Source organism: Synechococcus sp. RC10B2 (genome assembly GCF_047502635.1).
The window spans coordinates 1-25,534 of the sequence record NZ_JANSHO010000013.1 but is presented as its reverse complement, the minus strand read 5'-3'; the positions used below and the strand labels follow the sequence as shown (position 1 = coordinate 25,534).

The following is a 25,534-nucleotide window of genomic DNA, read 5'->3' as shown; positions in this document are numbered from 1 at the left end:
GCTAGGCTCAAGACTCACAAGCCGCAGGGGTTTTGGTTGCAAAAGCTTGACCGAACTACGGAAACCGGCGGATTAAGAAAGTCAGCAGAACCTTGGGGCTTTGCCTTCAGGAACTGTCCAGAGGCGCTTTGACAACGCCGTTACGGGTTCTTTTGTGGACTGCGTAAGAATCCCCCGCCTTTAGGCGGTGGGAGTGTCAACTTCCTCCCCTCTGGCTGTGGGAGAGGGGCTAGGGGTGAGGGATCCAAAAGACTACAATAGCGCCAGCCCATCCTCAAATCCTCTAAACGGGATCCCTAAGGCCGTGATCTCCCTCAACTTACGGCCCAGCCTGGAGTTGACCGATGAAATCTTTGAACAGCTCTGCCGGCAGAACCCTGAGCTGCGCCTGGAGCGCACCGCCAAAGGGGAGCTAGTGGCCATGGCCCCTGTCAGCAGTGAGAGCGGACTTCGCAATGCCGACCTGCTGGGCCAGCTCTGGCAGTGGAACCGCCGCACGAGCTTAGGACTTGTCTTCGACTCCTCCACGGGTTTTGCCCTGCCCAACGGGGCTATTCGCTCTCCCGATGCCGCCTGGATTGCCAAGGAGCGCTGGCAGCAGCTTACTCCAGAGCAGCGCCGCCGCTTTGCCCCCCTGTGTCCGGATTTTGTCCTGGAATTGCGATCCCCTTCCGACGACCTGGCTGCTTTGCAGGCCAAGCTGCAGGAGTACCTCGAGAACGGATCCCAACTGGGCTGGCTGATCGACCCGGAAAGCCAGCGAGTTTACGTCTATCGCCCCGGCCAGCCCGTCCAAGTTCTGGAGCGCCCAGCTTACCTAGAAGGGGATCCCGTCCTCCCTGGCTTTGTTGCCGATCTCACCCTAGTCTGGGAATAGTTCCCAGGGAACTTGCCTATGATCGCGCTTAACCTACGGCCCAGCCTGGAGTTGACCGATGAAATCTTTGAACAGCTCTGCCGGCAGAACCCTGAGCTGCGCCTGGAGCGCACCGCCAAAGGGGAGCTAGTGGCCATGGCCCCTGTCAGCAGTGAGAGCGGACTTCGCAATGCCGACCTGCTGGGCCAGCTCTGGCAGTGGAACCGCCGCACGAGCTTAGGACTTGTCTTCGACTCCTCCACGGGTTTTGCCCTGCCCAACGGGGCTATTCGCTCTCCCGATGCCGCCTGGATTGCCAAGGAGCGCTGGCAGCAGCTTACTCCAGAGCAGCGCCGCCGCTTTGCCCCCCTGTGTCCGGATTTTGTCCTGGAATTGCGATCCCCTTCCGACGACCTGGCTGCTTTGCAGGCCAAGCTGCAGGAGTACCTCGAGAACGGATCCCAACTGGGCTGGCTGATCGACCCGGAAAGCCAGCGAGTTTACGTCTATCGCCCCGGCCAGCCCGTCCAAGTTCTGGAGCGCCCAGCTTACCTAGAAGGGGATCCCGCCCTCCCTGGCTTTGTTGCCGATCTCAGCTTAGTTTGGGAATAATCTGCCCCGAGCTGCCCTCTTTTTCCACCAGCCCTTAACCGATGGCTATCAGCAACCACGAACTTGACACTCCCACCGCCTAAAGGCGGGGGATTTTGACGCAGTTCAAAAACGAACTCGCAAAGGCGCTGTCAAGATGCCTCTAGATAGTTCCTTGAGGCAAAGCCTCAAGGTTTTGCTTACTATCTATGATCGCGTAAGCGGGACGAAGTCCTTACAAAAGTTCGTTTTTGTTTAGCGTTGCGTAGCGGAACAGCTTACCTCCGAGGAGCGCCATCGCTTTGCCTTCCTAGGCTCGGATTACGCTCCTCTGTGGACGATCTGGTTGCTTTGCAAGCCACGCTGCAGAAGTACCTCGACAACGGCGCCCAACTGGGCTGGCTAATTGACCCGGAAAGCCGAAGAATCTACATCTATCGTCCCGGCCAGCCAGTACAAGTCCTGGAGCGCCCAGCTTATCTGCAAGAGGATTCTCTGGCTTTGCCCTGGATCTCGCAACCCAACTCTGCTCTCAAAATGAGCAAAGCTCTGTATTCCGGAAAACGGTCAAGTATCACACCAGCAAGCAATAATGAGGGCAAGGCCCAGGGATCCCGACGGAGGTAAGCCTATAGGGATGAGATGTGTAGAGCAAACCCCCAGCAAGCGCGTTTGTCTAGAGCCTGGGGTTCCGCTGGTGGCTGCTGGCGTTATTTTCTTTGTGGCGCTGGCTTTGTGTTCCCTGATTTGGCTTTTTCAGGGGGGATCGCCGTTTCACTTGCCATCGGCTTGATCAGGATACAGTCACCTCTGAAGTGGTCTTTCAACCACTGCTGCCTTTACCAAAACAGATCGAGTTTTATTATGATGTAAGAGGAGCCCGAGTCAAAACTGAAACTCGAACAGACTCCGAAGGAGACGAGACAACCTATTACTACGTTACTCTCATAACTCCTGCAGGAGAAACAAAAGCTTGGTCAGCCGCCAGCGAGAGCGACGCTCGACAACTGGCAACCAAGATCCAATCGTTTCGGATGAGTGCAAAGAGTCAGCTCTTGGTGGCCAGCGATAGTTTTAACTCAGGAGATTTGTTTGCTGCACTTCTACTTTCTCTCCCAGCAGGAATGGTAGGTCTATCGCTAATACCTAAGCTAGGAAGCCGTCGGCTGACCTTTGACCGCTCCTTCTACCAGATCTTGGAGGAGCACCTCACTCCCTTTGGAATAAGGGGGCGGAAAGCTTATTCCTTCAGAGATGTTCAGCAAGTTGTAGTTGAGAGGTCAACAGATTCCGATGGCGATAGTTATTTTTCGGTGAAGGTGAATTTGGCATTGGGAGAGCCTTTATTGTACCTAGGCTTTGGTTCTGATGATAGCAAGGCAAGGGCGGAAGCAGAGCAATTGGGCCAGCTTTTGGGGTGTCCGGTAAAGCTGCCGGAGGCAACGTCTTAGGCTCAGTTTATTCTGAGCCCCCACTTGGTTTTTTGGGGACAAGTCTGGCCAAAGCTGAGACAATAACACCTGTCCACACGCTCAAGGGGATCCCCTGTGCTGCCGAAAGCTGCTCTGTGGATTTTGGGCCTGGGCCTGCTTCTGCGCTGCTTGGTGGCTGCTCTGTTGCCACCGGGCTTTGACGAAGCCTACTACTACCTCTACACCCGCCATCTGGACTGGAGCTATTTTGACCATCCGCCGCTGGTGGCCTGGACAACGGGCTTGGGGCCTGTTTTGACGGGGCAGGTGTCGGCTTTTTCGATTCGACTGGGATCCCTGCTGGCCTACACCGGCTCTTCCCTGTTGCTTTACCTGACGGCGACGCGGCTTTTTTCGCCACAGGCGGGGCTGATCACCCTGGCAACCATCAGCATCGCCCCCATTTTCTGGATTGGGTTTGGGGTGCTGACCCTGCCGGATAGCCCGCTGATGGTGTTTACGGCGGCAACCCTGTGGGTGGCTGCCCAGGAGTTTTTTCCGGCTCCCTTGGCGGAGGGGAAATTGGGGGTCTATGGGGCAGCGCGCTACCGACCGGGGCCGCGGCTGGCGCTGATTGGGCTCTTGGTGGGGCTGGCCTGCCTGGGCAAATACCACGGCCTGGCGCTGGGGTTTGGCCTGGTGCTCTTTTGTCTGCTCAGCCCGGCCCACCGCTGCGCTCTTCGGTCGGGATGGGCGCTCTTGGCGGTGGTGGGGTTTTTGGCGGCCTTCAGCCCCGTTTTAATCTGGAACACCCAACAGGATTGGGTCTCCTTCCGCTTCCAGGGGGGGCGAGCAGTGCCGGAGGCAGGGTATCAACTGCAGGAGCTGGGGCTGACGGTGCTGCAGGAGATGGGGTACCTTTTCCCGACCTTGGGGATCCCTCTGCTGGGGCTGAGCTTGGCCGAGGGTGGGCGGGTGGGGCTGGCGCTGGTTCAGGGAAGACGCCTCACGGATCAGGAGCTGAAACAGCTTTTAATCTTGGCCTGTGGGCTGCCGCTGGTGTTGGCTTTTACCTTCATGGGAGGCTACCGGCCCATCCTCCCCACCTGGCCCATGCCGGGGTTTTGGGTGCTGAGCTTGCTGTTGGGATCCCGCTGGGAACGGTGGCCAGGAGCAAGGCAGCTCTTGGCGGGGACGGCGGTGGCAGTGGGCCTGTTGGTGGCAGTGGGGCTGGCCCATGTGCGCTACGGCCTCCTCCAGGATCCCGGCGGGCTGGGCCTGTGGCCGGTGGAACGGGATCCCTCGACTCAGCTGATTGACATCGAACAGTTGCGGCGGCAGTTTCAGACGGATCCCCGCTTGGCCCAGGCTCTTGCAGAGGCGGATTTTATCTTCACCAACGTTTACTTTTTGGGCGGGCAGATCGGCATGGCCTTGGCGCCGCTGACGGAGAAGCCCCTCACCTGCCTGGATGAAGATCTGCGCGGCTTTGCCTTTTGGTCCCAACCTGAAGACTGGCTGGGCAAAGATGGGCTGCTGGTCACCTCCCAGCTGTTTTGGCCAAGAGCAGGGATCCAGGCTGTCTACGGCACCTACTTTGAACAAATTGAGCCAGTGGCAGAGGTTCCCCTGCGGCGGGCGGGCGCGGTGGCGCAAACCTTTCAGGTGTACCTGGCTCGGCAGATGCGCCAACCCTATCCCCGTCCCTACTCCCGCTTGCGCTAGCAGCCACAGCGAGATACCTTTGGGTTCAACGCAAGAAAAGACAGTCTGGAGAGCATTAGGCAAATTTTGGGCAGCAAGGTTATTCGGTTGGATCTCTAGGAAAGCATACTGGTACTTTGACGACGAATCTAAGGGCATCTAGGCCGAGGCCTTTGTGAGAGGGATGAGCGAAATGCTGGGTAAGCCAACTCATCAAGGCCGGCTTGCTCACCCCGGAAGACTGCGAGCCGTCGCCGGATGGAGCATGGGATCCCTGGCCAAAAAGCTGTTTTTGGGTGAGCTGGAGCGCCGCTTCTGCGAGCCTTTGCTTTACCCTCCGCAATCGCGTCGCCTAGCCCTGAGCCAAATCGTGCTGGAGCAAGCCCGCTGGCTGGGCCGTTGCCTGGTGAGCAGCAACCTAGAGTACGAAGCAATGGAGCTGCGCTGAGGCTATGGTTGGTTTGCTACGACGTGGTGGACGATAAGCGCCGACAACAGTTGGCCAAGCGCCTGGAACAGTGCTGCCAGCGAGCGCAATACTCCGTTGTTGAATGCCCCCTGGACACTGCCGAGCTGGAAAAGTCGTGGCTGCCTCTGCTCAACCTCGAGGAAGATAGCCTGCAGGCCTACCCTCTGGATGCCACCGCCAAACGACGTACCAAGGTCTTCGGCGGGCCTCTCCCCTACGAGCCGCCGGACTACCTTATTTTGTGAGGTTCTCAGCTTAGCCGAGACTGTAAAGTTTTGGGGCCGATCCATCGGGGGGAGCCATTGCTAGCTTTTTTTGCGGGTGCCATAAGATCTAGTAGCTTTTGCCGGGATTGGCGGGAAAATGCAGCATGACGTCCCCAAAAGAGCGAATTTTCTGAGTTGCGCTTATTCGGGGAAGCGAGGTTAACATCTGTGGCGGGAAGTCTCGGTACTTCCTCGCGAGCGCACCTTGAAAACCTCATGAGTTCAGGCTTTTCCGGGAGTAGGGTTGATCCCTACCTTTTCCCCGCAAGGGGAAGGGGTTGGATTTGGTGACAGATTGAGAACTGTCCTGGGGGTGTCTTGGGAAAAAGCCCAAGTTTACTAGACTGTAAATGTGATTTAGGGTACAGATTTATGACTACTGTCTCCGCTGCTGCTACCCCCGCTGGGACGACGCTGCTCGACATCTGGCAAGTCCTGGCCGAAAAGTTTGCCGATTACACTGCCCTCAGGGATCCCCATGCCCAGCCGGTCTTTGAGATTTCTTACGGGCAGCTCTTTCGCCGCATTCAGATCTTGGCTGCCGGTTTGCAGGCTTTGGGCATTCGGCCTGGGGATCGGGTGGCCATTTTTGCCGACAATTCCCCCCGCTGGCTGATGGCAGATCTGGCCACGCTGTTTACGGGAGCGGTCAATGTGCCGCGCAGCGCCGTGGCGGATCCGGCGGAGCTGGGCTACATTTTGCGCCATTCCGGCAGCACCGCTTTGATTGCCCAGGATGCGAAGACCCTAAGCCGGGTGCGGCCGGTTGTGCAGGAGCTGGGCCTGGAGCGGCTGCTGTTGCTTTCCGATGAAGAAGAGCCGGGGGTATTGAATTTTTCTCAGTGGCTGCAAAAAGGCCGGGAGCGCCGCTACGAGCCGCCGCGGCTGGAGCGATCCCAGTTGGCCACCATCATCTACACTTCCGGGACCTCCGGTCAGCCCAAGGGGGTGATGCTCAGCCACGGCAACCTCATGCACCAGGTGGAGAACTTGGGCGCGGTCGTACAGCCCCAACCGGGGAACAAGGTGTTGAGCATTCTGCCCACTTGGCACTCTTATGAGCGGGCTTGCGAGTATTTTCTCCTTAGTCGCGCCTGCACGCTGGTCTATACCAGCCCCCGCTTTATCAAACAAGATTTTCAACAGGAGCAGCCCCACTATCTGGTGGCGGTGCCCCGCATCTGGGAGACCGTTTACGAAGGGATCCAGCGGCAATTTAAGGAAAAAAGCCCCCTGATGCAGCGGCTGATCCGCACCTTGATGGCGGCCAGCGAAGGCTACGTGCTCGCCGGGCGGATTGCCGGCAACCGGTCGATTTTACACTACGGCGTCAGCCCGTGGGTGCGCCTGGGGGCCCGCCTGCAACAGGGGCTGCTCTGGCCTGTCCACCGCCTGGCCGATGCGCTGATCTACCGCAAGGTGCGGCAGGCTTTGGGCCCCAATTTTCAACAGGCCATCAGCGGCGGCGGATCCCTGCCCGCCTACCTGGATCTGTTTTACGAGGTGGTGGGCATTTCCATCCTCAATGGCTACGGCCTCACGGAAACCTCGCCGGTGCTGTGCGCGCGGCGTCCTGACAACAACGTGCGCGGCACGGCGGGCCCCCCCTTGCCAGGGACGGAGTTTCGCATCGTGGATCCGGAGACGCGGCAGCCGTTGCCCCCTGGCGAAAAAGGGCTGATCCTGGCGCGGGGGCCGCAGGTGATGATGGGCTACTACAACAATCCGGAAGCGACTGCCAAGGTGCTCAGCCCCGACGGCTGGTTTGAAACAGGGGATCTAGGCTGGCTCACTCCCGACGGCCAACTGGTGATCACCGGCAGGGCCAAGGACGTGATCGTGTTGCTCAACGGCGAAAATGTCGAGCCACAGCCACTGGAAGATGCCTGCCTGCAATCTCCCTACATCAGCCAGATTGTGATCGTCGGGCAAGACCAAAAGAAACTGGCCGCCCTCATCTACCCCAACCTCGATGCCCTTAAGGCTTGGGCCGCTGAGCAAGGGATCCCGGCTGCGGAGGCCGAGCTCTTGGGCCACCCGCAGGTGCGCACGTTGATTTTGCAGGAGGTGCGGGCCCGCATCCAAGAGCGTCCTGGCTACCGGCCCCACGAGCAAATTGCCGACTTCCGCTTTTTGCCAGAGCCCCTGAGCGTGGAAAACGGCCTCATGACCCAGACGCTGAAAATTAAGCGTAACCCGGTGGCCGAGCGCTACGCCCACCTCATCCAGGAGATGTATCCGACAGGGAGCTAAGTTTGGGATCCCCGCTGTTGCTCCAGGTAGCGCCGGAAGGTCTCCGGGGGAATGGCCCCCCGGTAGGCGCCGCAGTAGTAGAGGGTGAGCACCGCCTTGTAGGCCCAATCGGTCGGCACCACGTCTGGGAAGGGGCTGGGCAAGGTGTCTGCCTGGTTGGCGGCGCAGGCTTGCAAGATCTGCTCTGTAGTGAGCTGTTCGGCCAGATCGGGGGGCAGCTCCCGCAGGTTGGCCTGGGCAAAAGCCGCTCCAGATAGGCTCAAACTGGAGAGAGCTGCCCCCACAAGAGCTGGGGTGAAGAGGTGTTGCACTTTCATTGGGAAATGAACGACGAGGAGAAATCGGCCGGGTATGTCCCTTCTCTAGGGTAGTACGGACGAAAAGAGCGTTTGGATCTGGATAGAAGTCTCAGACGCTCTGTTCCCAGATTAAGATGCAAAAAACCCCGGAAGCAAAAGGAGGGGACAGGATCCCCGAACGGCCAATTCTCTCTTTACGGGGGTGATGAAGTGTTGAAAGCGCGATAGGTCGAGGCCGATGAGCTCATCCAAAAGGCCGAGTTTTGACAGCCTGGATCCGCCGGATCCAAAGCTAATCGATGCCTGTGTGCACTGTGGGTTTTGTCTGACCACCTGCCCCAGCTACCGCGTCCTCGGCAAGGAGACAGACTCGCCGCGGGGGCGCATCTACCAGATGGACGCCCTCAATCAAGGCCAAATCTCTCTCTCGGCAGCAGTGGTTTCCCATTTCGATACCTGCCTGGGCTGTCTGGCCTGCGTTACCGCCTGTCCTTCGGGGGTGCGCTACGACCGGCTGATCGCCGCCACCCGCCCGCAGATCGAGCGCAACCACCGCCGCAACCTTTGGGATTGGCTGTACCGCCAGTTCATCTTCTGGCTCTTCCCCTACCCGGCGCGGCTGCGGCCTCTGCTCTGGCCCCTTTGGCTCTACCAAAAAATGGGGGTCGGCGCCTGGATCCGCCAAGGGCTGGCGAAGGTCTCCCCGCGCCTGGCGGCCATGGAATCCCTCTTGCCCCCTCTTGAGGTGGGGCAACTGCTGCCCAAGCGCTACCCGGAGCGGATCCCGGCGGTGGGCGAGCGCCGTTTTCGCGTGGGGCTGATTCTTGGCTGTGTGCAGCGCCTGTTTGCCCCCCAGGTAAATGAGGCCAGTATGCGCGTCTTAACCCACAATGGCTGTGAGGTGGTGATCCCGCCTGTCCAGGGCTGTTGCGGAGCCTTGCCCCACCACCAAGGGCAATTGCAGCAGGCGAAAACTCTGGCCCGCCAGATGGTGGATGCTTTTGCTGTCTACGACTTGGATGCCATTCTCATCACTGCCTCTGGCTGCGGGCATACGCTGAAGGAGTACGGCCACATCCTGGGTGAGGATCCCCACTACCAAGAGAAAGCAGCCCAGTTTGCGGCCAAAGTCAAGGACATCCAGGAGTTTCTTGCTCAGGTGGGGTTGACCGCTCCTCTCCATCCGCTGCAGCCGGATCCCTTGGTGCTGGTCTATCAGGATGCCTGTCACATGCTGCACGGGCAGCGCCTTAGCCAGGAGCCGCGCCAACTGCTGCGGCAGATCCCGGGCCTGGAGCTGCGGGATCCTGTCGATGCCGCCCTCTGCTGCGGCAGCTCCGGCGTCTACAACCTGCTGCAGCCCGAGGTGGCCGACGAGCTGGGATCCCAGAAGGTGGCCAACCTGCTCAACACCGGCGCCCAGGGGATCGTCTCCGCCAATATCGGCTGCCGCCTGCAGCTCCAGAAGCACCTGCGTCTGCAAGGCAAGGCCGGGATCCCCATTTATCACCCGATGGAACTCCTGGATCGCGCTCTCCGACCGCCCACTCCTCCTTCTAGCTAGAGCTTGAGGGCGGCACGGGGATCATAGGACTGAACCCGCTGCAGCTTTTCGTAGAGCTCCCGCTCCTCCTCCGAAACACGGGTGGGCAAATAGATCTGAACTACCGCGTAGAAATCGCCCCGCTCTCCATTGCCCTTGGGAAAACCCCTCTCTGCCAAGCGCAACTTTCGCCCCGGCTGCATGCCGGGTGGGATCCGCAGCTTCACCACTCCATCCAAGGTGGGCACCTCCACCTGGGCGCCCAAGACGGCCTCGCTGGGGCTGATGGGCAAATCGCAGTAGACGTCAAACCCCTCAAGGCGGTAGAAGGGGTGCTCCTTCAGCTCGATCTTGAGGTACAGGTCGCCGGCGCCGCCGTTGGGTTTGGGGTGGCCTTGGCCGCGCAGGCGAATCCGCTTCCCTGGCGTCATCCCTGCTGGGATGTTGACCTCGAGCACGCGATCCCCGCCCACCCGTAGGCGGCGTCTGCCCCCTTCAAAAGCTTCGGGAATGGTGAGCTGGATGGTGGCCTCCGCATCGTAGTTGGCGTTGCCGGCGGAGCTACTGCTGCGATCCGCACCTGAGTTGCGCACCCGGCCCAGCAGTTGATCGATGAAGTCTTGAAAATCCTCAAATTGGCTGAAATCGACGCCACTGCCAAAACCGCTTCCCCCAAAGTCTTCGCTGAAGGAGCTGTCGCCAAAAGGGCTGCTGCTGTAAGGCTGGCTGTAGGTATCCCGCCGGTAGCGGAACCCGCCCTGCTGGTGGTACTGGCCAAATTGGTCGTATTGCCTGCGTTTGCCGGGATCCGAGAGAACTTCGTAGGCTTCGTTGATCTCCTTAAACTTCTCTTCGGCAGCTTTGTTGTTCGGGTTAACATCCGGGTGATATTTTCGGGCCAGGCGCCGATAGGCCTGCTTGATCTCGTCGGCGGTGGCCGTCTGGCTGACCCCCAAAATCTTGTAGTAGTCCTTGAAATTTTGCATGGAGGCGTCCGCAGGCAAGTCACTGAGAAGGGTCAGAAAACCAAGAGGCCAGGCATCAAGGGATCCCTCCCTCTGACCTGTTGACGAAAAGAGAAAGAGGCGGGCTAGACGCTATCGCCCATCCCGTCCCTCCCCATTATCGATGCTCCAGACAAAGGCGGGATCCGCCCTGCGGGCCCCAGGGGGATCCCATTGTCGTTACTTGCTCTCGGTGAAGTCGGCGTCGATGACGTCGTCGCTGCCGCCGGAGGTTGTCCCAGAGGTGGAGCTGGAAGCGGCGCCGGGCTGCTGATAGAGCTCGCTGCTCATGGCGTAGAGGGCCTCTTGCAGCTCCCGCTCTTTGCTCTGGATGGCGCTGTCGTCGTCCCGCTGGATGGCCTCCCGCAGCTCTCGCACCAGGGTCTCGATTTGGCTGCGCTTGCTGGCGGAGACCTTGTCTCCCAGCTCCTTCAACTGCCGCTCAGCCTGGTAGGCCAGCGAGTCGGCCTTGTTGCGGCGCTCGATTTTCTCGCGGCGGGCGCGGTCTTCGGCAGCGTATTTTTCCGCCTCGGCGATCATGCGCTCCACCTCTTTGCTATCCAGCGTGGAGGCGCCGGTAATGGAAATGCTCTGCTCCTTGCCGCTGCCCTTGTCTCTGGCCGTCACTTTGAGGATGCCGTTGGCGTCGATGTCGAAGGTCACCTCGATCTGCGGCACACCGCGGGGAGCCGGCGGGATCCCGTCCAGCTTGAAGCGGCCCAGGGACTTGTTGTCGCGAGCCAACTCCCGCTCCCCTTGCACCACGTGGATTTCCACCGAGGTCTGCCCATCTTCGGCGGTGGAGAAAATCTCCGACTTGCGGGTGGGGATGGTGGTGTTGCGCGGGATCAGCTTGGTGGCGATACCGCCCAGGGTTTCCACCCCCAAAGACAAGGGGGTGACATCCAGCAACAGCACGTCTTTGACCTCGCCCGCCAGCACGCCAGCTTGGATGGCAGCACCCACGGCCACCACCTCGTCGGGGTTGACAGTTTGGTTGGGCTCTTTGCCCAGCAGCTCCTTCACCAGCCGCTGCACCGCCGGGATGCGGGTGGAGCCGCCCACCAGCACCACTTCGTTGATGTCGGCCTTGGTGAGCTTGGCATCCCGCAGGGCCTGCTCCACCGGCCCTTTGCAGCGCTCCAGCAAGTCGGCGCAGAGGTGTTCAAACTGGGCGCGGGAGAGCTTCAACTCCAGGTGCTTCGGACCATCGGCCGTGGCGGTGATGAAGGGCAGGTTGATGGTAGTCTCGGAGACGCTGGACAGCTCGATCTTGGCCTTCTCGGCGGCTTCCGTCAGCCGCTGCAGGGCCTGCCGGTCTTGCCGCAGGTCGATCCCTTCCATTCGCTTGAACTCTTCGGCCATCCAGTCGACGATCTTCTTGTCGAAGTCGTCGCCACCCAACTGGGTATCGCCGCTGGTGGCCTTCACCTCGAAGACGCCATCCCCCACCTCCAGAATGGAGACGTCGAAGGTGCCACCGCCCAAGTCGAAGACGAGGATGGTCTCGTTGTTGCGCTTGTCCAAGCCATAGGCCAAGGAAGCCGCCGTCGGCTCGTTGATGATGCGCAGCACTTCCAAGCCGGCGATCCTCCCGGCATCTTTGGTGGCCTGCCGCTGCGAGTCGTTAAAGTAGGCCGGGACAGTAATGACGGCTTGGGTGACCGGTTGGCCTAGGTAGCGGCTGGCGTCTTCTACCAGCTTGCGCAGCACCATGGCCGAGATCTCTTCGGGGGCAAATTCCTTGTTCATGCGGGGTGAGTACAACTTGACATTGCCCCGCTCATCCCGCCGCACCTGGTAGGAGACCCGCTTGGCATCGACGTTCAGCTCATCGTACTTGCGCCCGATGAACCGCTTGACCGAGTAAAAAGTGTTCTCGGGGTTGAGCACTGCTTGGCGACGGGCCATCTGGCCCACCAGGCGCTCCCCATCTTTGGTGAAGGCGACCACCGAGGGTGTGGTGCGAGTACCCTCAGCATTGGCGATGACGGTGGGGACACCCCCCTCCATTACGGCGACAACCGAGTTGGTTGTGCCCAAGTCAATTCCTACAACTTTTCCCATCGGCTCCTTGTTCTCCTTTTGTTCAAGACGTGACCTCGGCTACCGCCGCCAGGCTGTATGAAGTAGCTTGGGCAGCCAATCCGTGAAAATTCAGCAGGTATTTAGCCGTTTCCTAGGTCGATCCTAACCAGCAGGGCATCTGGGTCAGGGCGAGAATGCCGCCCATTTCTGGCGACTGGAAGGCAGAACAGTTACGGATCTCCGTACCTGCCGCGGCCTTGCTTCCAGGACCGGTTGGGGCAAGGGCGGCTAGCTCTGGATAAGCTGCAGGGCTTCCAGGCTGCGGGCTACAACGGTTTCGGCCAAGGGCAGGTAGCCCATCTCTGCGGCCAGAGCTTGTCCCTCGCTGAGGGCCCAGCGCAGCACTGCCCGCAGGGCGTTGGCCATGGCGGGATCCCGATACTGGCGGTAGGCCAGGATCCAGGTGTAGGTGACGATGGGGTAGGCCCCCGCGCCGGCGGGATCGGGCACAAAAGCCCGCAGGTTGTCGGGCAGCTCGATTTCGCTCAGGGCCAGGGCCGAGGCTTCCGGGGTGGGGAGGACGAACTCGCCGCGGCGGTTTTCCAGGGCCGCCACCGACAGATCCAGGTCGCGGGCATAGACCGATTCCACATAGCCGATCACCCCTTCGCTGAGGAGCATCTGGGCGCTCATGCCTTCGTTGCCTTTCACCCCAATGCCCACCGGCCACTCCAGGGACATGCCGACGCCGATCTCGGAGGCCCAGGTGGGGTCGATGGCGGCCAGGTGGCGGGTAAAGGTGTCGGTGGTGCCGCTGCCGTCGGAGCGGTAGCAGACGGCGATGTGCAGGTCGGGGATCTCCAGGTCGGGGTTGAGGGCCAAAATCTGCGGATCCCGCCACTGGGTAATTTGGCCGCGGAAGATCTGCACCAACACCGAGCGGGACAGTTTGAGGCCGGAGCGGATCCCGGGCAGGTTGTAGCCGACGGCAATGCTGCCTGCCGTCATCGGGATCATGACCACGCCCCGCTTGACTTCGGCAATTTCGGCATCGGTCATGGCCACGTCGCTGGCGGCAAAGTCCACCGTCTGGTCGATAAATTGGCGGATGCCGGCGGCGCTGCCCACCGGCTGGAAGTTGATTTCGACTTTGGGATCCACCTGGCGGTAGTCGGAAAACCAGCGCAAATACAGGGGAGCCGGGAAGGTGGCCCCGGCCCCGTTGATCAACAAGGTCTCAGCGGCAAGCTGGCTGTCGGCAACAGGGCCAGCCTGCCCAGAACGGGATCCCCTTTGGCAGGCGCTCAGGCCAGCAGCAGCCAGCAACGACAGCAGCATTTCTCGGCGGCGAAGGCGGGGCAGTTGCACCATAGCTGAGGCGCTCCAAGCTCTCCGCCCCGATCCTTGTCTTGCCTACGGAGCCCTGTCAAGGGTGGCCATCCTGAGCTCTGGGAAGCACCAGAGGGGACAACCTTCCGCAAAAGGCAGCTTCTTCCCTCCACCAACTTGTCGCCGATCCTTGCAGGATTCGCTGCGCTCTTGGGCAACAGTTGGGATCCCAACCCCGCTTCTGGATCCAGAGTAAAAAACGAAGCTTGAGCGAGAAAAACAAAGAAAAACAGCGAAAAAAAGAGAACGAGAGAGTTGAGTTCTGCAGCAACTGCAGAGGGATCCTCAGGCCAAAGCCTTATCTGGCAAGGCTTAGCCGGTTTGGGGCCGGATCCCCCCTGCCTTGGAAAAATCTTGACATATCTTGGAATAGGGCAATATATTGTGGGTTCTGTGCAGAAATCCTGCGCTGTTCACATCTCGGTATCTGGGGGACTACTATGCCGACTTTGACTCGTTCTCCCTGGACACTGCGAGACAGCGAAAAGCTCTATCGCATTTCTGGTTGGGGGGATCCCTACTTCCGTATCAACGCCGCCGGTCATGTGGAGGTAACCCCAAAGGGCTCACAGCAGCAGGAAGGGGGCATCGACCTGTACCACCTGGTAACGGATCTGGTGGCGCGGGGTTTGCAGTTGCCTTTGTTGATTCGCTTTCCCGAGATCGTGGCCGACCGCATGCGGCGGATTTGTGAGAGCTTTCAGCAGGCCATCGAGCGCTTTGGCTACCCCAACGTCTACCGAGGGGTTTACCCGGTCAAGGTGAACCAGCAGCGCCACCTGGTGGAAGAGGTGGTCAAGCACGGCCGTGCCTACCACTTTGGCCTGGAGGCGGGATCCAAGCCGGAGCTGTTGATCGCCCTGGCTCTGCTGGATACACCTGGGGCTTTGTTGATCTGCAACGGCTACAAAGACCGCGACTTTATGGAAACGGCCCTCTTGGCCCAGCGGCTGGGGCGCACCCCCATCATCGTCCTGGAACGGCTGCAAGAGCTGGAGCTGGTGCTGCAAGCTGCCGACCAACTGGGCATTGACCCCATCTTGGGGGTGCGGGCCAAGCTGTCCGCCCAGGGCAGTGGCCGCTGGGGCACCTCGGCTGGGGATCGGGCCAAGTTCGGCCTCACGGCCACCGAGATGTTGCAGGTGGTGGAGCGGCTGCGGGAAGTCGGCAAGCTGCACTGTCTGCGCCTGTTGCACTACCACATCGGCTCGCAGATCTCGATGGTGAGCGTGCATGGGCGGGCCGTGCGGGAGGCCAGCCAGATCTACATCGAGCTGGTCAAGCTGGGGGCGCCGATGGGCTATCTGGATGTCGGCGGCGGCTTGGGGGTCGATTACGACGGATCCCAGTCCACCAGCCACTTTTCCCAGAGCTACAGCCTGGAAGATTACGCCGCCACCGTGGTGCAGACGGTGCTGACCGCCCTGCAGCCGCACGGGATCCAGCCGCCGGTGCTGGTGACCGAAAGCGGGCGGGCCCTGATGTCCCACCAGTCGGTGCTGGTCTTCGACATCCAGGATGTCAACGCCGCCAGCCCCTACCCCATGCCCACCCAGCTCACCTCCGATGCTGAGGTGATCCAAAAGCTGAACCAGCTCTACTACGAGATCCGGCCCGAGACCCTGGTGGCCGACTATCGCCGCTGCCAGGAGCTGAAAGAGGCCGCCCTGCGCCAATTTACCGAGGGATCCCTCAGCTTGCAGGAGCGGGCCGAGGTGGAGCGGCTGTTTTGGAACTGCTCCGACAAGATCTGCACCTTGGCCTACGAGCAGTACCAGGCAGGACAGCCCGTGGCTGTAGATCTCCTGGAGCTGGACGAGATGCTGGCCAGCATCTACTACGGCAATTTCTCCCTGTTCCAGTCCCTGCCGGATAGCTGGGCCATCGGCCAGGTCTTTCCCATCATGCCCATCCACCGTCTGGAGGAGGAGCCGCGCCAATGGGCTACCTTGGCGGATCTAACCTGCGACAGCGACGGCAAGATCAACCGCTTCTTTGGCGAAGACGGCCAAATCACCTCGGTCTTGCCGCTGCATGATCCCGACGGGCAGCCCTACCTGCTGGGGGTGTTCTTGGGAGGTGCCTACCAGGAGATCCTGGGGGATCTGCACAACCTCTTTGGCGACACCAACGCGGTGCATGTCCGCACCCGTCCTGGCGGCTATCACGTCTCCCAAGTGATCAAGGGAGACACGATTGCTGAGGTGCTGAGCTGGGTGCAATACACCAGCGAAGACCTGGTGGAAGCCCTGCACCACGCCACTGAAGCCGCGCTACAAAGGGGGCAGATCACTCTAGAGCAGGCTAGGGCGCTGCAGCAGCACTTTGAAGACAACCTGCGGGCCTACACTTACCTGCACCGCTAGCTGCCCCTCTGCCATCCCGGCTTTAGCTCGTGGGGGTGGTGGGGGTAGCTGAGATCTGCGCTGTCCTCAGTGCCGGGAGTAGGTCACGGAAGGGGTGGGCTCTATGGCCCCCTTTTTCTCATTGGACAGCTGCCGGCCTGAGCAGAGGTGCTCCTTACCCGGCAACCTGAGCTAGACACGGGTTTGATCCACAGCCAACCAAAAAAAGCAGCGTCACGCCAGCTATCCCTGCCCGCTGGCAACGTACTCTCAAGCCCGGCGAAGAAAGTTGACCAACGCCAACAAAACCAAAGCCCCAACGGTTGCCATCAACAATTTCCCCAGCAGACCTGTAGCCCATAAGCCGAGCAAGTTAAAAAGGTATTCTCCTACAACTGCTCCGCAAATGCCGACAATGATGTTACCGATCAGGCCAAAACCGTAGCCGCGCTGGATAGACCCTGCCAGCCAACCGGCAATTGCCCCGATCACTAGAGATCTCAGTACGCTTTCCATGCCCTTTGCTCCTTCTTTTCTCGAGACAAATCCACTCCACCTCCAGCTTCTTTCGAAGTCGAGACAGAGCCTGGCAGTGACATGATAACTGCAGGGATCCCTTGCTTTCCACGGCTCCCCAGCTCTACAAAAGGAAAGACTGGCAGGGTGAGATCTGCCAGCCTAGGTTAGTTCCCTGGAAGTGAGCTGAGAGCGTCGTTGCCAACGACTTCAACCCAGTTCCAGTCTCTGCCGTTTCCCCCCCCCTCCCGAAGTGATCCGGATCACGCGGCAAAGGTTCTTTAGAAGCGGCCCTGCTCCCCACCTCTGACCGACAAAGGTCAAAGCAATGGAGGCAGAGCCCTAGAACAAGGGCAATTGCTGCTCTTCCCAGTCGGCGGGGCTTGGAGGATCCACCTCCTCCTCGTTGGCATTCCCTTCCGGCAAGGGATCTGCTGCTTCCGCCAGCAACTGACGGGCAGCCGCCAGCAACTCGTTGCGCAAGGGGGCCAGATCGCTGCGGTCGGCCAGATAGTGCTCCAGGGCCGTCAGGGGCTCTAGACAACTGGGATCCAGGGCCGGCAGGCGAATGCGGCTGGGGCTGACCACGTCTGGGACGAGAGTATAGCTGAAGGCAGGGGCGAGGGCCTGGTGCAGGGTCCGCTCGTCAACGCAATCGAGCTGGTCAGGGCGGAGGCGGTAGATCAGGCGCAGGATGGAGCCGGGTACAGGGGCCTTGGCAATGGCCTCCAGCAGTTTGGCCTGCACCTCTTGGGGGGGATAGGGGGTGAGATCAAGGCGGATGGAGTGAAAGGTGCGGGTGGGCAAGGGCAAAAATTCGTAGCTCGCCCCCGTGGCCGTCACCTCTGCCAACACACAACCTTTTTCCTCTTGTTCCTCCCCAAAGTCGACTCGCTCAATGCTGCCGGGATAGATTACCAAGGGATCCCGACACAACACCTGGTGACGGTGCACATGACCCAAAGCCACGTATTGGTAGGCGGGCCGCGCCAGCAGCGACAGGGGCACCGTCACTCCCTTGCCCACCGAAAGATGCCGCTCCGTCCCGTAGCGGGCTGTATCCACCATCACATGGGCCAACAAAATCGCCGGGATCCCTGGCTGCAAAGTGCGGATCTCCCCTTCCAGAGCCAGATCGAGGCGCTGCAGGAGCTGCTGAGTGAATACTTCGGCATTGAGATCCAGGCTCTCCTGGCGGGCAAGCAGGGTGGAGCGGTTTAGCCAAGGCAAGGTGGTCACCTGCACCGGGCCGCTGCGAGTTTCAATCCAATGGGTCTGCAGCCGATCCCCCACAACGAATCCCGCCACCCCCAGAGCGCGGTAGATGGCCAAGCTGTTGCCCTCTTGCCCCTGCCCGTACTGGTCGTGGTTGCCCACCAAGAGAACGGTCGGGATCCGGGCATCGGCCAGGCGGCGAAATTGTTGGGCAAAGAGCTCTTGGTGCAGCGGCGGCGGCGTCGCGTCGGGAAAGGCATCGCCCCCAAACAGCACCAGATCCACAGCCTGATCGAGGGCATGATCAATGCATAGGCGCAAAGAAGCGACAAAATCCTCCAAACGCGTGTTCAGCCCCGTAGCTGGGTTGATGGAGCCGTAGGCCAAGCCACTGCCCAAATGAATATCGGAAAAATGCAGCAGCTTCACCATCTCAAGCAGCCTTGAAGCCCTTCCATCCGTTGCCCTCACTCCTGCCCGCCGTTTGCCTGCCTTGCCAACTTTTGGATTGGCACCCCACTCGGAGTCAGATGAGGAATCCCCGCTGAAGCTAAGCCTGTCGGCGCGGCCTGGCTCGATCCAAACGCAAAGGTCGGCCCATAAATTCCTGGCCGTTGGCGACGTCGATGGCCTCCTCTTCCTCGGCCTCCGTGGCCAAATCCACAAACGCGAAGCCCCGTGTCTGGCCCGTTTCTCGGTCTATCGGGATTGTAACCGACTTAACGTTCCACCTCTGCTGGAAGAAAGCTGCTAGCTCTTCTGTTGAGGCTTTATAGTTTAGGTTTCCCACAAAAATGGTCATGGCAATTCAAGCAAAGCAAGGCGCGAATCGGAAAGAGCGGCAACCAAAGCTCAAGGTACTTCACTTTTATCACGGGGCCCCGCCTAATCGCACAACATGACAGGATGTAAAGGGATCGCCGCTCAAAAATCTTCGCACTTTCCCATCCAAAATGTGCTTTTGTCAAACTTTACGGGCGTGTACTTTTCCCGCTCCTTTGTTGAGTTTCCCCTCCAGCTCTGGCTCGACCGGTATCCGGAGGCCCTTGTCGTTTTGTTGCAACTTGTTAAACTAGATTGTTAAGATATGTATTGTCCTGCTTGCAGTGCTTGTTGGGAGCAGCGCTGGGATATCCTAGCGCGAGTCTCTCACCTACCCTAAGAGTCTCAAGGTGACGACAATGGAGGAAACGCTAGGTCTCTCTCTGGAGCAAGAATTTCGCCAGCGGGCTTTCGAGACGCTGGTAGCTCGCATGAGCCCTGAGCAGGCCAAGGACATCCTGGTCAAGCTGCACAAGCAAATGCTGTTGCAGGAGGCCACCTACCGCCAGTTGCTGCGCCATTCTCTTGAGGTTTGATGCACGCCCTTTCGTTTCCCACCTGGTGGATTCACATTGCCAGCGTCTTGGAATGGCTGGCGGCCATTGTTTGCGTGTGGCAGTTTGGGGAGCGAACGGGCCGGCCAGAGTGGCGCGGCTTGAGCTGGGCGATGTTGCCTGCTCTGGTGGGGGCAATGTGTGCCATTACCTGGCACTGGTTTGACAACGATCCCGCCCTCAACTGGGTGGTAACTGCCCAGGCGAGCTTGACACTTCTGGGCAATTGCACTCTGGCCTGGGCTGCCTACCGCATTTGGCGGGCGGAGCAGGCGGATCAGTCCCTTGGGAGGAGGGATCCAAGCTAGGCGATGGACAGTTTGTTTGCCCTTTCTCTATTTCCCTATTTGGCCTTCTTGTTTTTCCTGTCGCGGCTCCGCCGGATCCCGCGCCTGGCTTTGATCGGGTTTTGGCTGCTGCTACTGTTTGTGGCCGTCAGCATCCCGGCAGGGTTGTATGCCCAACTGCATTACGGCACTTCCCTGGCCAATGTGGATCCCTTGCATGGGGGAGCAGAGGCTTTCCTCACCCTCTCCAACATTCTGGTGGCCCTGGGCTTCAAGCAAGCCATTGACCAACAGGGATCCCCAGAGGTCGAGGAAGACAGCTCCGAGTTGTATTGACCTTCTCCCCAGTCCGGATTCTTTCTCGCTTGTCGCGAGCTACAGGGGCGGGAGACTGCCATATGTTTGTGGGGGAGGCCATAACCCCAACCTGGACCTAAGCCCAGATACTGACAACGCTGCACCCTCCCCAAACGGGGTGGGGCTGGCGAACATGGCATAGAAGGCGGCTGATCCCCAGCCCCCCTTGCATCCTCCCGTATACGGGGGGAAAGGGGGAGGACGGGGCCTGCGCCGCCAAGGTTTTGGTGATTGCAAACAAGCCCGAGCCAGTCCTTCGGCCCTACCCGCTGCCGAGCCCAAGCACTCCGTGCTGCTGACGCAACTATTCCCAGCTTCTCTGGCAGAGGCAGAGGGGAGCTGAACAGCAGACGCATCGCTTCGGCACGGCTTGGACTGAATGTAGAATGGAAGTCCAGACGGGATGTCTGCTGTTGTTTATTCTGAGAGACCTGCCGGATGGTGGCCACCCTTTCTGTCCCCAAAGCCAAGCTGAAAAACCCGCCTCTGCGCATCCATCGCATGGGTGACAAGGTGCTGCGGCAGCCGGCCAAGCGCGTCAGCCAGGTCAACGACGAGATCCGCCAGTTGGCGCGAGACATGCTGCAGACGATGTACAGCGCCGATGGCATTGGCCTGGCAGCTCCCCAGGTGGGCATTCCCAAGCGCTTGATTGTGGTAGATCTCTATCCCGATAAGCCGGAAGTGCCACCGCTGGTGCTGATCAACCCGGAGATCCGCGAGTACCTCGGCGAAGTTGTAGCCGGCCAGGAAGGCTGCCTTAGCATTCCGGGCGTCTTCTGCGAGGTCATGCGGCCGCAGGGGGTGGTGGTTTCGTTTAAGGACGAAACCGGGCGGCCCCGCACCCTCCAAGCCGACGACCTGCTGGCGCGGGTTATCCAACACGAAATCGATCACCTCAACGGTGTGCTGTTTGTGGATCACGTGGAAAACGAGCTGCTGTTGGATCAGGAGCTGCGCAAGCACGGCTTCCAGATGCAAGATGTGCAGCGCAAAAACAGCACACTTGCCACCCCTCCACCGAAACCTCGCTAGGTCATTGCCGCAGGCGCTGCGCCAAGAGCTGTTCTTCTAGAGCAGCAATGCGGTTGTAGGCAGCGGTTAGCTGGGCGCTCAGGCGCTGGATCTGGGCTTCAGGAGCAAGTTCATACGCCGGGCTGCGGTTGCTTACTACAGGGGGATCCTCCTCCAGCAAAAAGTTGTGGCTCCCATCTTCCACCAAGTCTGAGGTGAGAACGCTGTAACGGGAGGGGGCGGGGGCATTTTTTTTAGCCTCCTGCTTTGCCAGGAGAGCAGCCGCCACCTGCTCCGGCATCCGCTCGATGGCAGCTTTCAGCTCCTGAATTTGCAACTCCAGACGCTCAAAATAGTGCTGCAAGGTTTCGCTCATAGCTGCCCCGGTTCTGACTCTTTACTTTCATTGAAAGAGATAAGTTCTCGCTCCTCCCCTTCTTCCCCCAGATCATTTAACGATTACGCGGTTGGAGCACTAAAGTCGGCTTCAGGAGTTTGCCCTATCAAGCCAGTCCTGCTGGCTGGCGTCGGCCACAATTGAGACAGGCTCTCTCCAAAGTTTTTTCCAGAGCAGGTTCCTCTCTATTTCCAGGCAAAAAATGCAGGATGCGGTTCCCCCCTCGTCACAACAGGGCTATACCTTGCCCGTGTTTGCGGTGGCTGCTGCTAAAGCCGCTCTCCGCCGCCTTCTGGGGATCCCTTTGGAGCAGGACGGCGCTCATCCTGTCATTGCAGTGCAGGTGGAGCCCCAGTTCCCTGATGTTTGCATCCGGATCCCAGTGGAGCAGGTGGCTGCTCTCTCGGAGAACACCGCTTTGGCCATTACCCGTTCGGATCCCGGCCCTCATCTGGATCTCACCCGCAACACGCCGGTCTGGGCCTGGGTGGGCTTGGAGGAACGGGATCCCGCCACTCCGCCTTTGCTCCTGGAAGCGGGAGAGGGGCTGGGGCGGCATGCTGATGGCAGCCCGGCCATCTATGCTTACGCTCGGCGCCTGTTTGAGATCAATCTTTCGCCTGGGATCCCGGATGGGTATCGCCTGCGGGTGCGCATCATCTTGCCGGAGGGAAAACTCTTGGCGGAGCGGACTTCCAATGCGGCGTTTGGGGTGCTGGAGGGACTGGCTCTCTTGGGAACGCGGGCCGAGGTGGAGCCTTCTGCCAGTGCCGAGAGCCTGGAGCGGGCCCGCCGCGAATTGCAACAGAAATTGGCCAACCACCGGCATCTGGCCTTTTGCGTGGGCAGCCATGGGCAGCAGGTGGCCTTGCGGCAAGGGATCCCAGCAGAACAAATTCTACTGGTGGCCAATTGGATCGGGCCGCTGCTGGTGGAAGCGGCATTGCGAGGGGCAGACTCGATTCATTTGATCGGCTACCACGGCAAGTTGATCAAGCTGGCGGGGGGCATTTTCACCACTTCCAGCCATGTGGCCGATGCCCGCCTGGAGATCTTGGCGGCAGCCCTCATCCGCTGCGGGGGAACAGCCGAGCAGGCGCGGCAGGTGCTGGAGCTGAGGACGGTAGAGGCAGCGGTGCAGTATCTGAAGGATCTGGGCTGGGCAGAGCCGGTGCTGCAGGAGCTTTCCCGACAAATCCGCCAGCGGGCGACAGCCTATGTGCAAAAGTATGCCGCTCGATCCCTGCCGGTGCAGGTAACCCTGTTCGATCGCCAGGGCCAGGTCTGCGCTCAGGCGGGGATCCCAGGTCGTCTCGATTGAGACAAGGACGCCGCCACCCTACCCCAATCCTGATATGGCTCCCTTTTCAGGGAAAAAAGCGAGCAAAAGAAAGCTGGAGAAGCAAAGCCGCTCCCCCAGCTCCTGCCCATCGAAGTCAGTTTGGCACTTGGATCCCAGTCCTAATTCCCGGCAATCCTAACCGTATCCACCCGCCAGCGAGTGGCTCTGCCAGAAGTTGTGCCAGAAGACCGATAGCGGAAGGCAATGTAAACACGGCCAGGAGGTTGGATCCCAGATAGAGAAATGTTTCCAGAATCCACAAATTGGCCTGTAGAGGGATTGGGAATCGTCAGGGCCGTCCAAGTGGCTGCCTGCACCGCCGCCGGAGTGCCCGCACCGTTGTAATCGGTGGAGTAAAGAACGCTTAGTTGCGGAAAAGGAACGCCGCTATCGGTAAAGGAACTCTGATTGCGGAAGGTCAGAACCGGGTTGTTGGCCGAAGCCAGGTTCAGAGGCGGAGTAATCAGCCAATCATCACCCGGTTGCTGGCCGCCGAAGGCGTTGGCCTCGGCATAGGAATTGACGCAGCGCCAAGAGCGGGTGGTGTCGCCATCCACATCCACAATCTGCCAGCCAGCGGGAGCGGGGTTGCAGTTGTCAAAGTCTTCGGTTAGAGGCAGGTTAACTGGAGGAGGTGTTGGTGTTGGAGTTGGCGTGGGCGTTGGGGTCGGCGTCGGTGTAGGGGTCGGGGTTTGCGTTGGGGTCGGGGTGGGGGTTAGGGTCTGGGTTTCGGTTGGCGTCGGCGTCAGGTTCAAGCCGACGATCACCGGGTCGTGATCGGAAGAACGGAAGGGATCCGGGGCGTAAAAGAGGCTCTGCTGTGAGGCGCTCTTGAAGCTCGTGGTGTAGTCCAGGCTCACTGGCTCGTCGGCGTTGATGTGCCACTTGGCCGACCCGGTCACTTGCGGCCTCAAGCTGGCGTTGGCCAAGGCGTGATCCAGGGATCCCCACTGACCTTGGAAGCTGAAGGAATAGCTGTTGGGGCCGTTGAGGTTGGTAAATCCGCCCTCCTCCAAGACTTTGATCGGGTCTTCCTTGGCGTAGGCGTTGAGATCCCCGATAATCAGCACATCCGGATCGGTGGAGCCGGTGGGGTTGGTGGACAACCAGTTCAGGATTTCCTGGGCAGCCCGCCTGCGGTTGCCGTTGCAATTGCCCTGGAAGGGATCGTTGTCGACAGGATCACAGGGGGATCCCTTCGACTTCAAGTGGTTGACCACCACCGTGAAGATGGCGTTGTTGCTCTTCTGCCGGAAGGTGACGGCCAAGGGAGGGCGGTGGCGACGAAGCGAGGGATCTTGGGTGAGTTCCCCGGTATCCAGAAAGGCGGGGTTGGTGCCAGGCGCAATTTCAACCGTAGCCGGCTTATAGATGAAACCATTGGTAATGGCATCACCGCCTAGGTTGGCTACCCCTACATCCACAAAAGCGTAGGTTCCCGGCCCCATGACCTGGTTGAGACCGTTCACCAAATCTTGGATGGAGCTGTTCGGGCCATAGCCGTCGTTTTCCAGCTCGTTCAGGCCCACAATATCGGCGTCCATGCGGCGAATCGCCTCGATGATCTTGTCCCGCTGGCGGGTGAACTCTGCGGCGTTCCTGGCCCCTCGACACTCGGAATTGTTGGGGAAGCAAATGTTGCCGAAGGTGTTGAAGTAGTTGAACAGATTGAAGCTGGCCACCTTCAGGGATCCGCCTACCGCGGGTGGAGTTTGCGGGCGAGGGTTGACGGACTGAAACGTCGGCAAGTTGCTGGGATCGTTGGGGTGGATGCGGTAGTCGATGGTGGCATCCACGTCGCCAGCGACGTTCCGGCCCCGTAACTGAGTCATGATCCCAACGATGTTGCTGACGCGATCCCCGCCCCGCACCGTGTTGGCAGCGCTGAGACCGCCAGGAGTGGGATAGATAACCGGATCCGGGTTTTGGGTGAGCAGCCGGTCATCGATGCGGATCCGTTTGCGGTTGTTCTCTTCCTGGAGGGCGGCCGCTTGGCTGGGATCCGCAATTTGCGTGGGGGTGAACAACCGCTCTGTGGCTACACTCAGCTCCCCGTGGCGTCCCAGCAGGAAAGAGTCGGTTACAAACAGGGGCTGGTTGCCGAAGGTAACCAGCATGCCCTCCAGAGCTTCCCGCTGCTCGGGAGTTAGCGGCAGAGCGATCTGAACCGGAGATGGCAGGGGATTGTTGGAGCTGCAGATAGTGAAGTTGGTAACGTTGGAGATCTGAGTTTGCTGGCGAAACTCGGCCACTCTCCCCGTCACCTGTACCCTATCCCCCAGGCTGACGTTGTTGGCCGTACCGCTGAAAACGAAGATGCCATCGGAAGTGGCCGGGTTGCCGTCGCCATCATCCTGCAGGTAGTAGCCCTGAAGATAGGTTTGGTTGGCTACTCCTTCGTTCTCAAAGTCTCCCACCACGATCCCGGAAACGGTAACAGTTTGGTCTACCAGCGGCGAAGCGAAGCCAGTGCCTTGGACAGTGCCAATCGGGGTCACGTTGGCGTTCGGATCACAGGCTCCTAAAGGAGGTGTCGGCGTCGGCGTGGGTGTTGCAGTCGGCGTCGCTGTCGGTGTTGCGGTGGGCGTGGCTGTCGGGGTGGGTAAAGGAGAAACTGAGAGCACTAGGCAAAACATTAACGCTGCCATCAGTTGCGCAGCACGGCGCAGAGCAGCCCTAACCCACATCCGCACACTCCTCCTTCGGGGATCCCATTTTTACCGCAACTACTGATACCACTCTCAGCAGAGAATTTGGGTAAAGAGGCAGTTATTAAGAACTCGGAAAATCATCCTCTATTTGGTATTTGGTTCAAATTACAGCCTTTTAATTTAAAATAGGGTACAGGTATTCAAGAGGAAGGAGAGAAAG

Annotated in this window: 24 protein-coding genes; 15 read left to right on the top strand and 9 right to left on the bottom strand. The window is 59.8% G+C overall.

What is annotated here, in order from left to right; genetic code table 11:
- The first annotated feature begins 304 nt into the window (after positions 1-304).
- From NW855_RS02590 to NW855_RS02555, 8 genes are all read left to right on the top strand, one after another.
- Complete coding sequence (locus tag NW855_RS02590; protein ID WP_414508307.1) at positions 305-877, top strand: Uma2 family endonuclease; 573 nt, start codon at positions 305-307, stop codon at positions 875-877.
- An 18-nt stretch (positions 878-895) separates the two neighbouring features.
- On the top strand, positions 896-1,468 hold the full coding sequence (locus NW855_RS02585; protein ID WP_414508306.1) for a Uma2 family endonuclease: 573 nt from the start codon (positions 896-898) through the stop codon (positions 1,466-1,468).
- 312 nt (positions 1,469-1,780) lie between these two features.
- Positions 1,781-2,074 carry a Uma2 family endonuclease gene (locus tag NW855_RS02580; protein ID WP_011429059.1) on the top strand — a complete coding sequence of 98 codons (294 nt, stop codon included), beginning with the start codon at positions 1,781-1,783 and terminating at the stop codon, positions 2,072-2,074.
- 188 nt (positions 2,075-2,262) lie between these two features.
- Positions 2,263-2,898, top strand: a complete 636-nt coding sequence (locus tag NW855_RS02575) for a hypothetical protein (protein ID WP_414402828.1) — start codon at positions 2,263-2,265, stop codon at positions 2,896-2,898.
- Positions 2,899-2,994: 96 nt separating this feature from the next.
- Positions 2,995-4,584: a glycosyltransferase family 39 protein gene (locus NW855_RS02570; RefSeq protein ID WP_011429058.1), complete on the top strand. Its 1,590-nt coding sequence runs from the start codon at positions 2,995-2,997 to the stop codon at positions 4,582-4,584.
- Between the two features lie 163 nt (positions 4,585-4,747).
- Positions 4,748-5,011, top strand: a complete 264-nt coding sequence (locus NW855_RS02565) for a hypothetical protein (protein WP_414508305.1) — start codon at positions 4,748-4,750, stop codon at positions 5,009-5,011.
- An 8-nt stretch (positions 5,012-5,019) separates the two neighbouring features.
- A complete protein-coding gene (cas2, locus tag NW855_RS02560; protein WP_240527297.1) occupies positions 5,020-5,277 on the top strand; it encodes a CRISPR-associated endonuclease Cas2 in 258 nt (85 codons plus the stop codon).
- A 393-nt stretch (positions 5,278-5,670) separates the two neighbouring features.
- Positions 5,671-7,551 (top strand): AMP-dependent synthetase/ligase, encoded by a 1,881-nt coding sequence (locus tag NW855_RS02555; RefSeq protein ID WP_414508304.1) that lies wholly within the window; start codon positions 5,671-5,673, stop codon positions 7,549-7,551.
- On the opposite strand, the gene NW855_RS02550 is transcribed toward NW855_RS02555, so the two are convergent.
- Positions 7,548-7,868, bottom strand: a complete 321-nt coding sequence (locus NW855_RS02550; RefSeq protein WP_011429055.1) for a hypothetical protein — start codon at positions 7,866-7,868, stop codon at positions 7,548-7,550. The genes NW855_RS02555 and NW855_RS02550 overlap by 4 nt on opposite strands.
- Before the next feature lie 220 nt (positions 7,869-8,088).
- On the opposite strand from NW855_RS02550, the gene NW855_RS02545 reads away from it, so the two are divergent.
- Complete coding sequence (locus tag NW855_RS02545; protein WP_414508303.1) at positions 8,089-9,414, top strand: (Fe-S)-binding protein; 1,326 nt, start codon at positions 8,089-8,091, stop codon at positions 9,412-9,414.
- On the opposite strand, the gene NW855_RS02540 is transcribed toward NW855_RS02545, so the two are convergent.
- The 3 genes from NW855_RS02540 to pstS form a co-directional block, all read right to left on the bottom strand.
- Positions 9,411-10,379, bottom strand: a complete 969-nt coding sequence (locus NW855_RS02540) for a DnaJ C-terminal domain-containing protein (RefSeq protein ID WP_011429053.1) — start codon at positions 10,377-10,379, stop codon at positions 9,411-9,413. The genes NW855_RS02545 and NW855_RS02540 overlap by 4 nt on opposite strands.
- 198 nt (positions 10,380-10,577) lie before the next feature.
- The gene (gene dnaK, locus NW855_RS02535; protein ID WP_414402832.1) at positions 10,578-12,464 is read right to left on the bottom strand and encodes a molecular chaperone DnaK; all 1,887 of its coding nucleotides are present in this window, start codon (positions 12,462-12,464) and stop codon (positions 10,578-10,580) included.
- A gap of 249 nt (positions 12,465-12,713) precedes the next feature.
- Complete coding sequence (gene pstS / locus NW855_RS02530) at positions 12,714-13,796, bottom strand: phosphate ABC transporter substrate-binding protein PstS (protein WP_414402833.1); 1,083 nt, start codon at positions 13,794-13,796, stop codon at positions 12,714-12,716.
- A gap of 458 nt (positions 13,797-14,254) precedes the next feature.
- On the opposite strand from pstS, the gene speA reads away from it, so the two are divergent.
- Positions 14,255-16,180 carry a biosynthetic arginine decarboxylase gene (speA, locus tag NW855_RS02525; protein WP_414508302.1) on the top strand — a complete coding sequence of 642 codons (1,926 nt, stop codon included), beginning with the start codon at positions 14,255-14,257 and terminating at the stop codon, positions 16,178-16,180.
- 249 nt (positions 16,181-16,429) lie between these two features.
- On the opposite strand, the gene NW855_RS02520 is transcribed toward speA, so the two are convergent.
- From NW855_RS02520 to NW855_RS02510, 3 genes are all read right to left on the bottom strand, one after another.
- Entirely contained in the window at positions 16,430-16,675 is a 246-nt protein-coding gene (locus tag NW855_RS02520) for a GlsB/YeaQ/YmgE family stress response membrane protein (RefSeq protein ID WP_414395007.1), read from the bottom strand.
- A 342-nt stretch (positions 16,676-17,017) separates the two neighbouring features.
- Positions 17,018-18,322 carry a metallophosphoesterase family protein gene (locus NW855_RS02515; RefSeq protein ID WP_414402923.1) on the bottom strand — a complete coding sequence of 435 codons (1,305 nt, stop codon included), beginning with the start codon at positions 18,320-18,322 and terminating at the stop codon, positions 17,018-17,020.
- A gap of 118 nt (positions 18,323-18,440) precedes the next feature.
- A complete protein-coding gene (locus NW855_RS02510; RefSeq protein WP_011429047.1) occupies positions 18,441-18,692 on the bottom strand; it encodes an RNA recognition motif domain-containing protein in 252 nt (83 codons plus the stop codon).
- Positions 18,693-19,071: 379 nt separating this feature from the next.
- On the opposite strand from NW855_RS02510, the gene NW855_RS02505 reads away from it, so the two are divergent.
- The 4 genes from NW855_RS02505 (at position 19,072) to def (ending at position 20,945) form a co-directional block, all read left to right on the top strand.
- Positions 19,072-19,248: an NblA/ycf18 family protein gene (locus tag NW855_RS02505; RefSeq protein WP_011429045.1), complete on the top strand. Its 177-nt coding sequence runs from the start codon at positions 19,072-19,074 to the stop codon at positions 19,246-19,248.
- Entirely contained in the window at positions 19,248-19,574 is a 327-nt protein-coding gene (locus NW855_RS02500; RefSeq protein ID WP_011429044.1) for a DUF2499 domain-containing protein, read from the top strand. Before NW855_RS02505 ends, NW855_RS02500 begins: the two co-directional genes overlap by 1 nt.
- Positions 19,575-19,577: 3 nt before the next feature.
- Positions 19,578-19,889 (top strand): DUF3593 domain-containing protein, encoded by a 312-nt coding sequence (locus NW855_RS02495; RefSeq protein ID WP_011429043.1) that lies wholly within the window; start codon positions 19,578-19,580, stop codon positions 19,887-19,889.
- A 459-nt stretch (positions 19,890-20,348) separates the two neighbouring features.
- On the top strand, positions 20,349-20,945 hold the full coding sequence (gene def, locus NW855_RS02490; RefSeq protein WP_099812609.1) for a peptide deformylase: 597 nt from the start codon (positions 20,349-20,351) through the stop codon (positions 20,943-20,945).
- A gap of 1 nt (position 20,946) precedes the next feature.
- On the opposite strand, the gene NW855_RS02485 is transcribed toward def, so the two are convergent.
- Complete coding sequence (locus NW855_RS02485) at positions 20,947-21,300, bottom strand: hypothetical protein (protein ID WP_011429041.1); 354 nt, start codon at positions 21,298-21,300, stop codon at positions 20,947-20,949.
- 223 nt (positions 21,301-21,523) lie between these two features.
- On the opposite strand from NW855_RS02485, the gene cbiD reads away from it, so the two are divergent.
- Positions 21,524-22,642: a cobalt-precorrin-5B (C(1))-methyltransferase CbiD gene (cbiD, locus tag NW855_RS02480; RefSeq protein ID WP_011429040.1), complete on the top strand. Its 1,119-nt coding sequence runs from the start codon at positions 21,524-21,526 to the stop codon at positions 22,640-22,642.
- A gap of 140 nt (positions 22,643-22,782) precedes the next feature.
- On the opposite strand, the gene NW855_RS02475 is transcribed toward cbiD, so the two are convergent.
- The gene (locus NW855_RS02475) at positions 22,783-25,161 is read right to left on the bottom strand and encodes an ExeM/NucH family extracellular endonuclease (protein WP_414508301.1); all 2,379 of its coding nucleotides are present in this window, start codon (positions 25,159-25,161) and stop codon (positions 22,783-22,785) included.
- Positions 25,162-25,534: the final 373 nt, after the last annotated feature.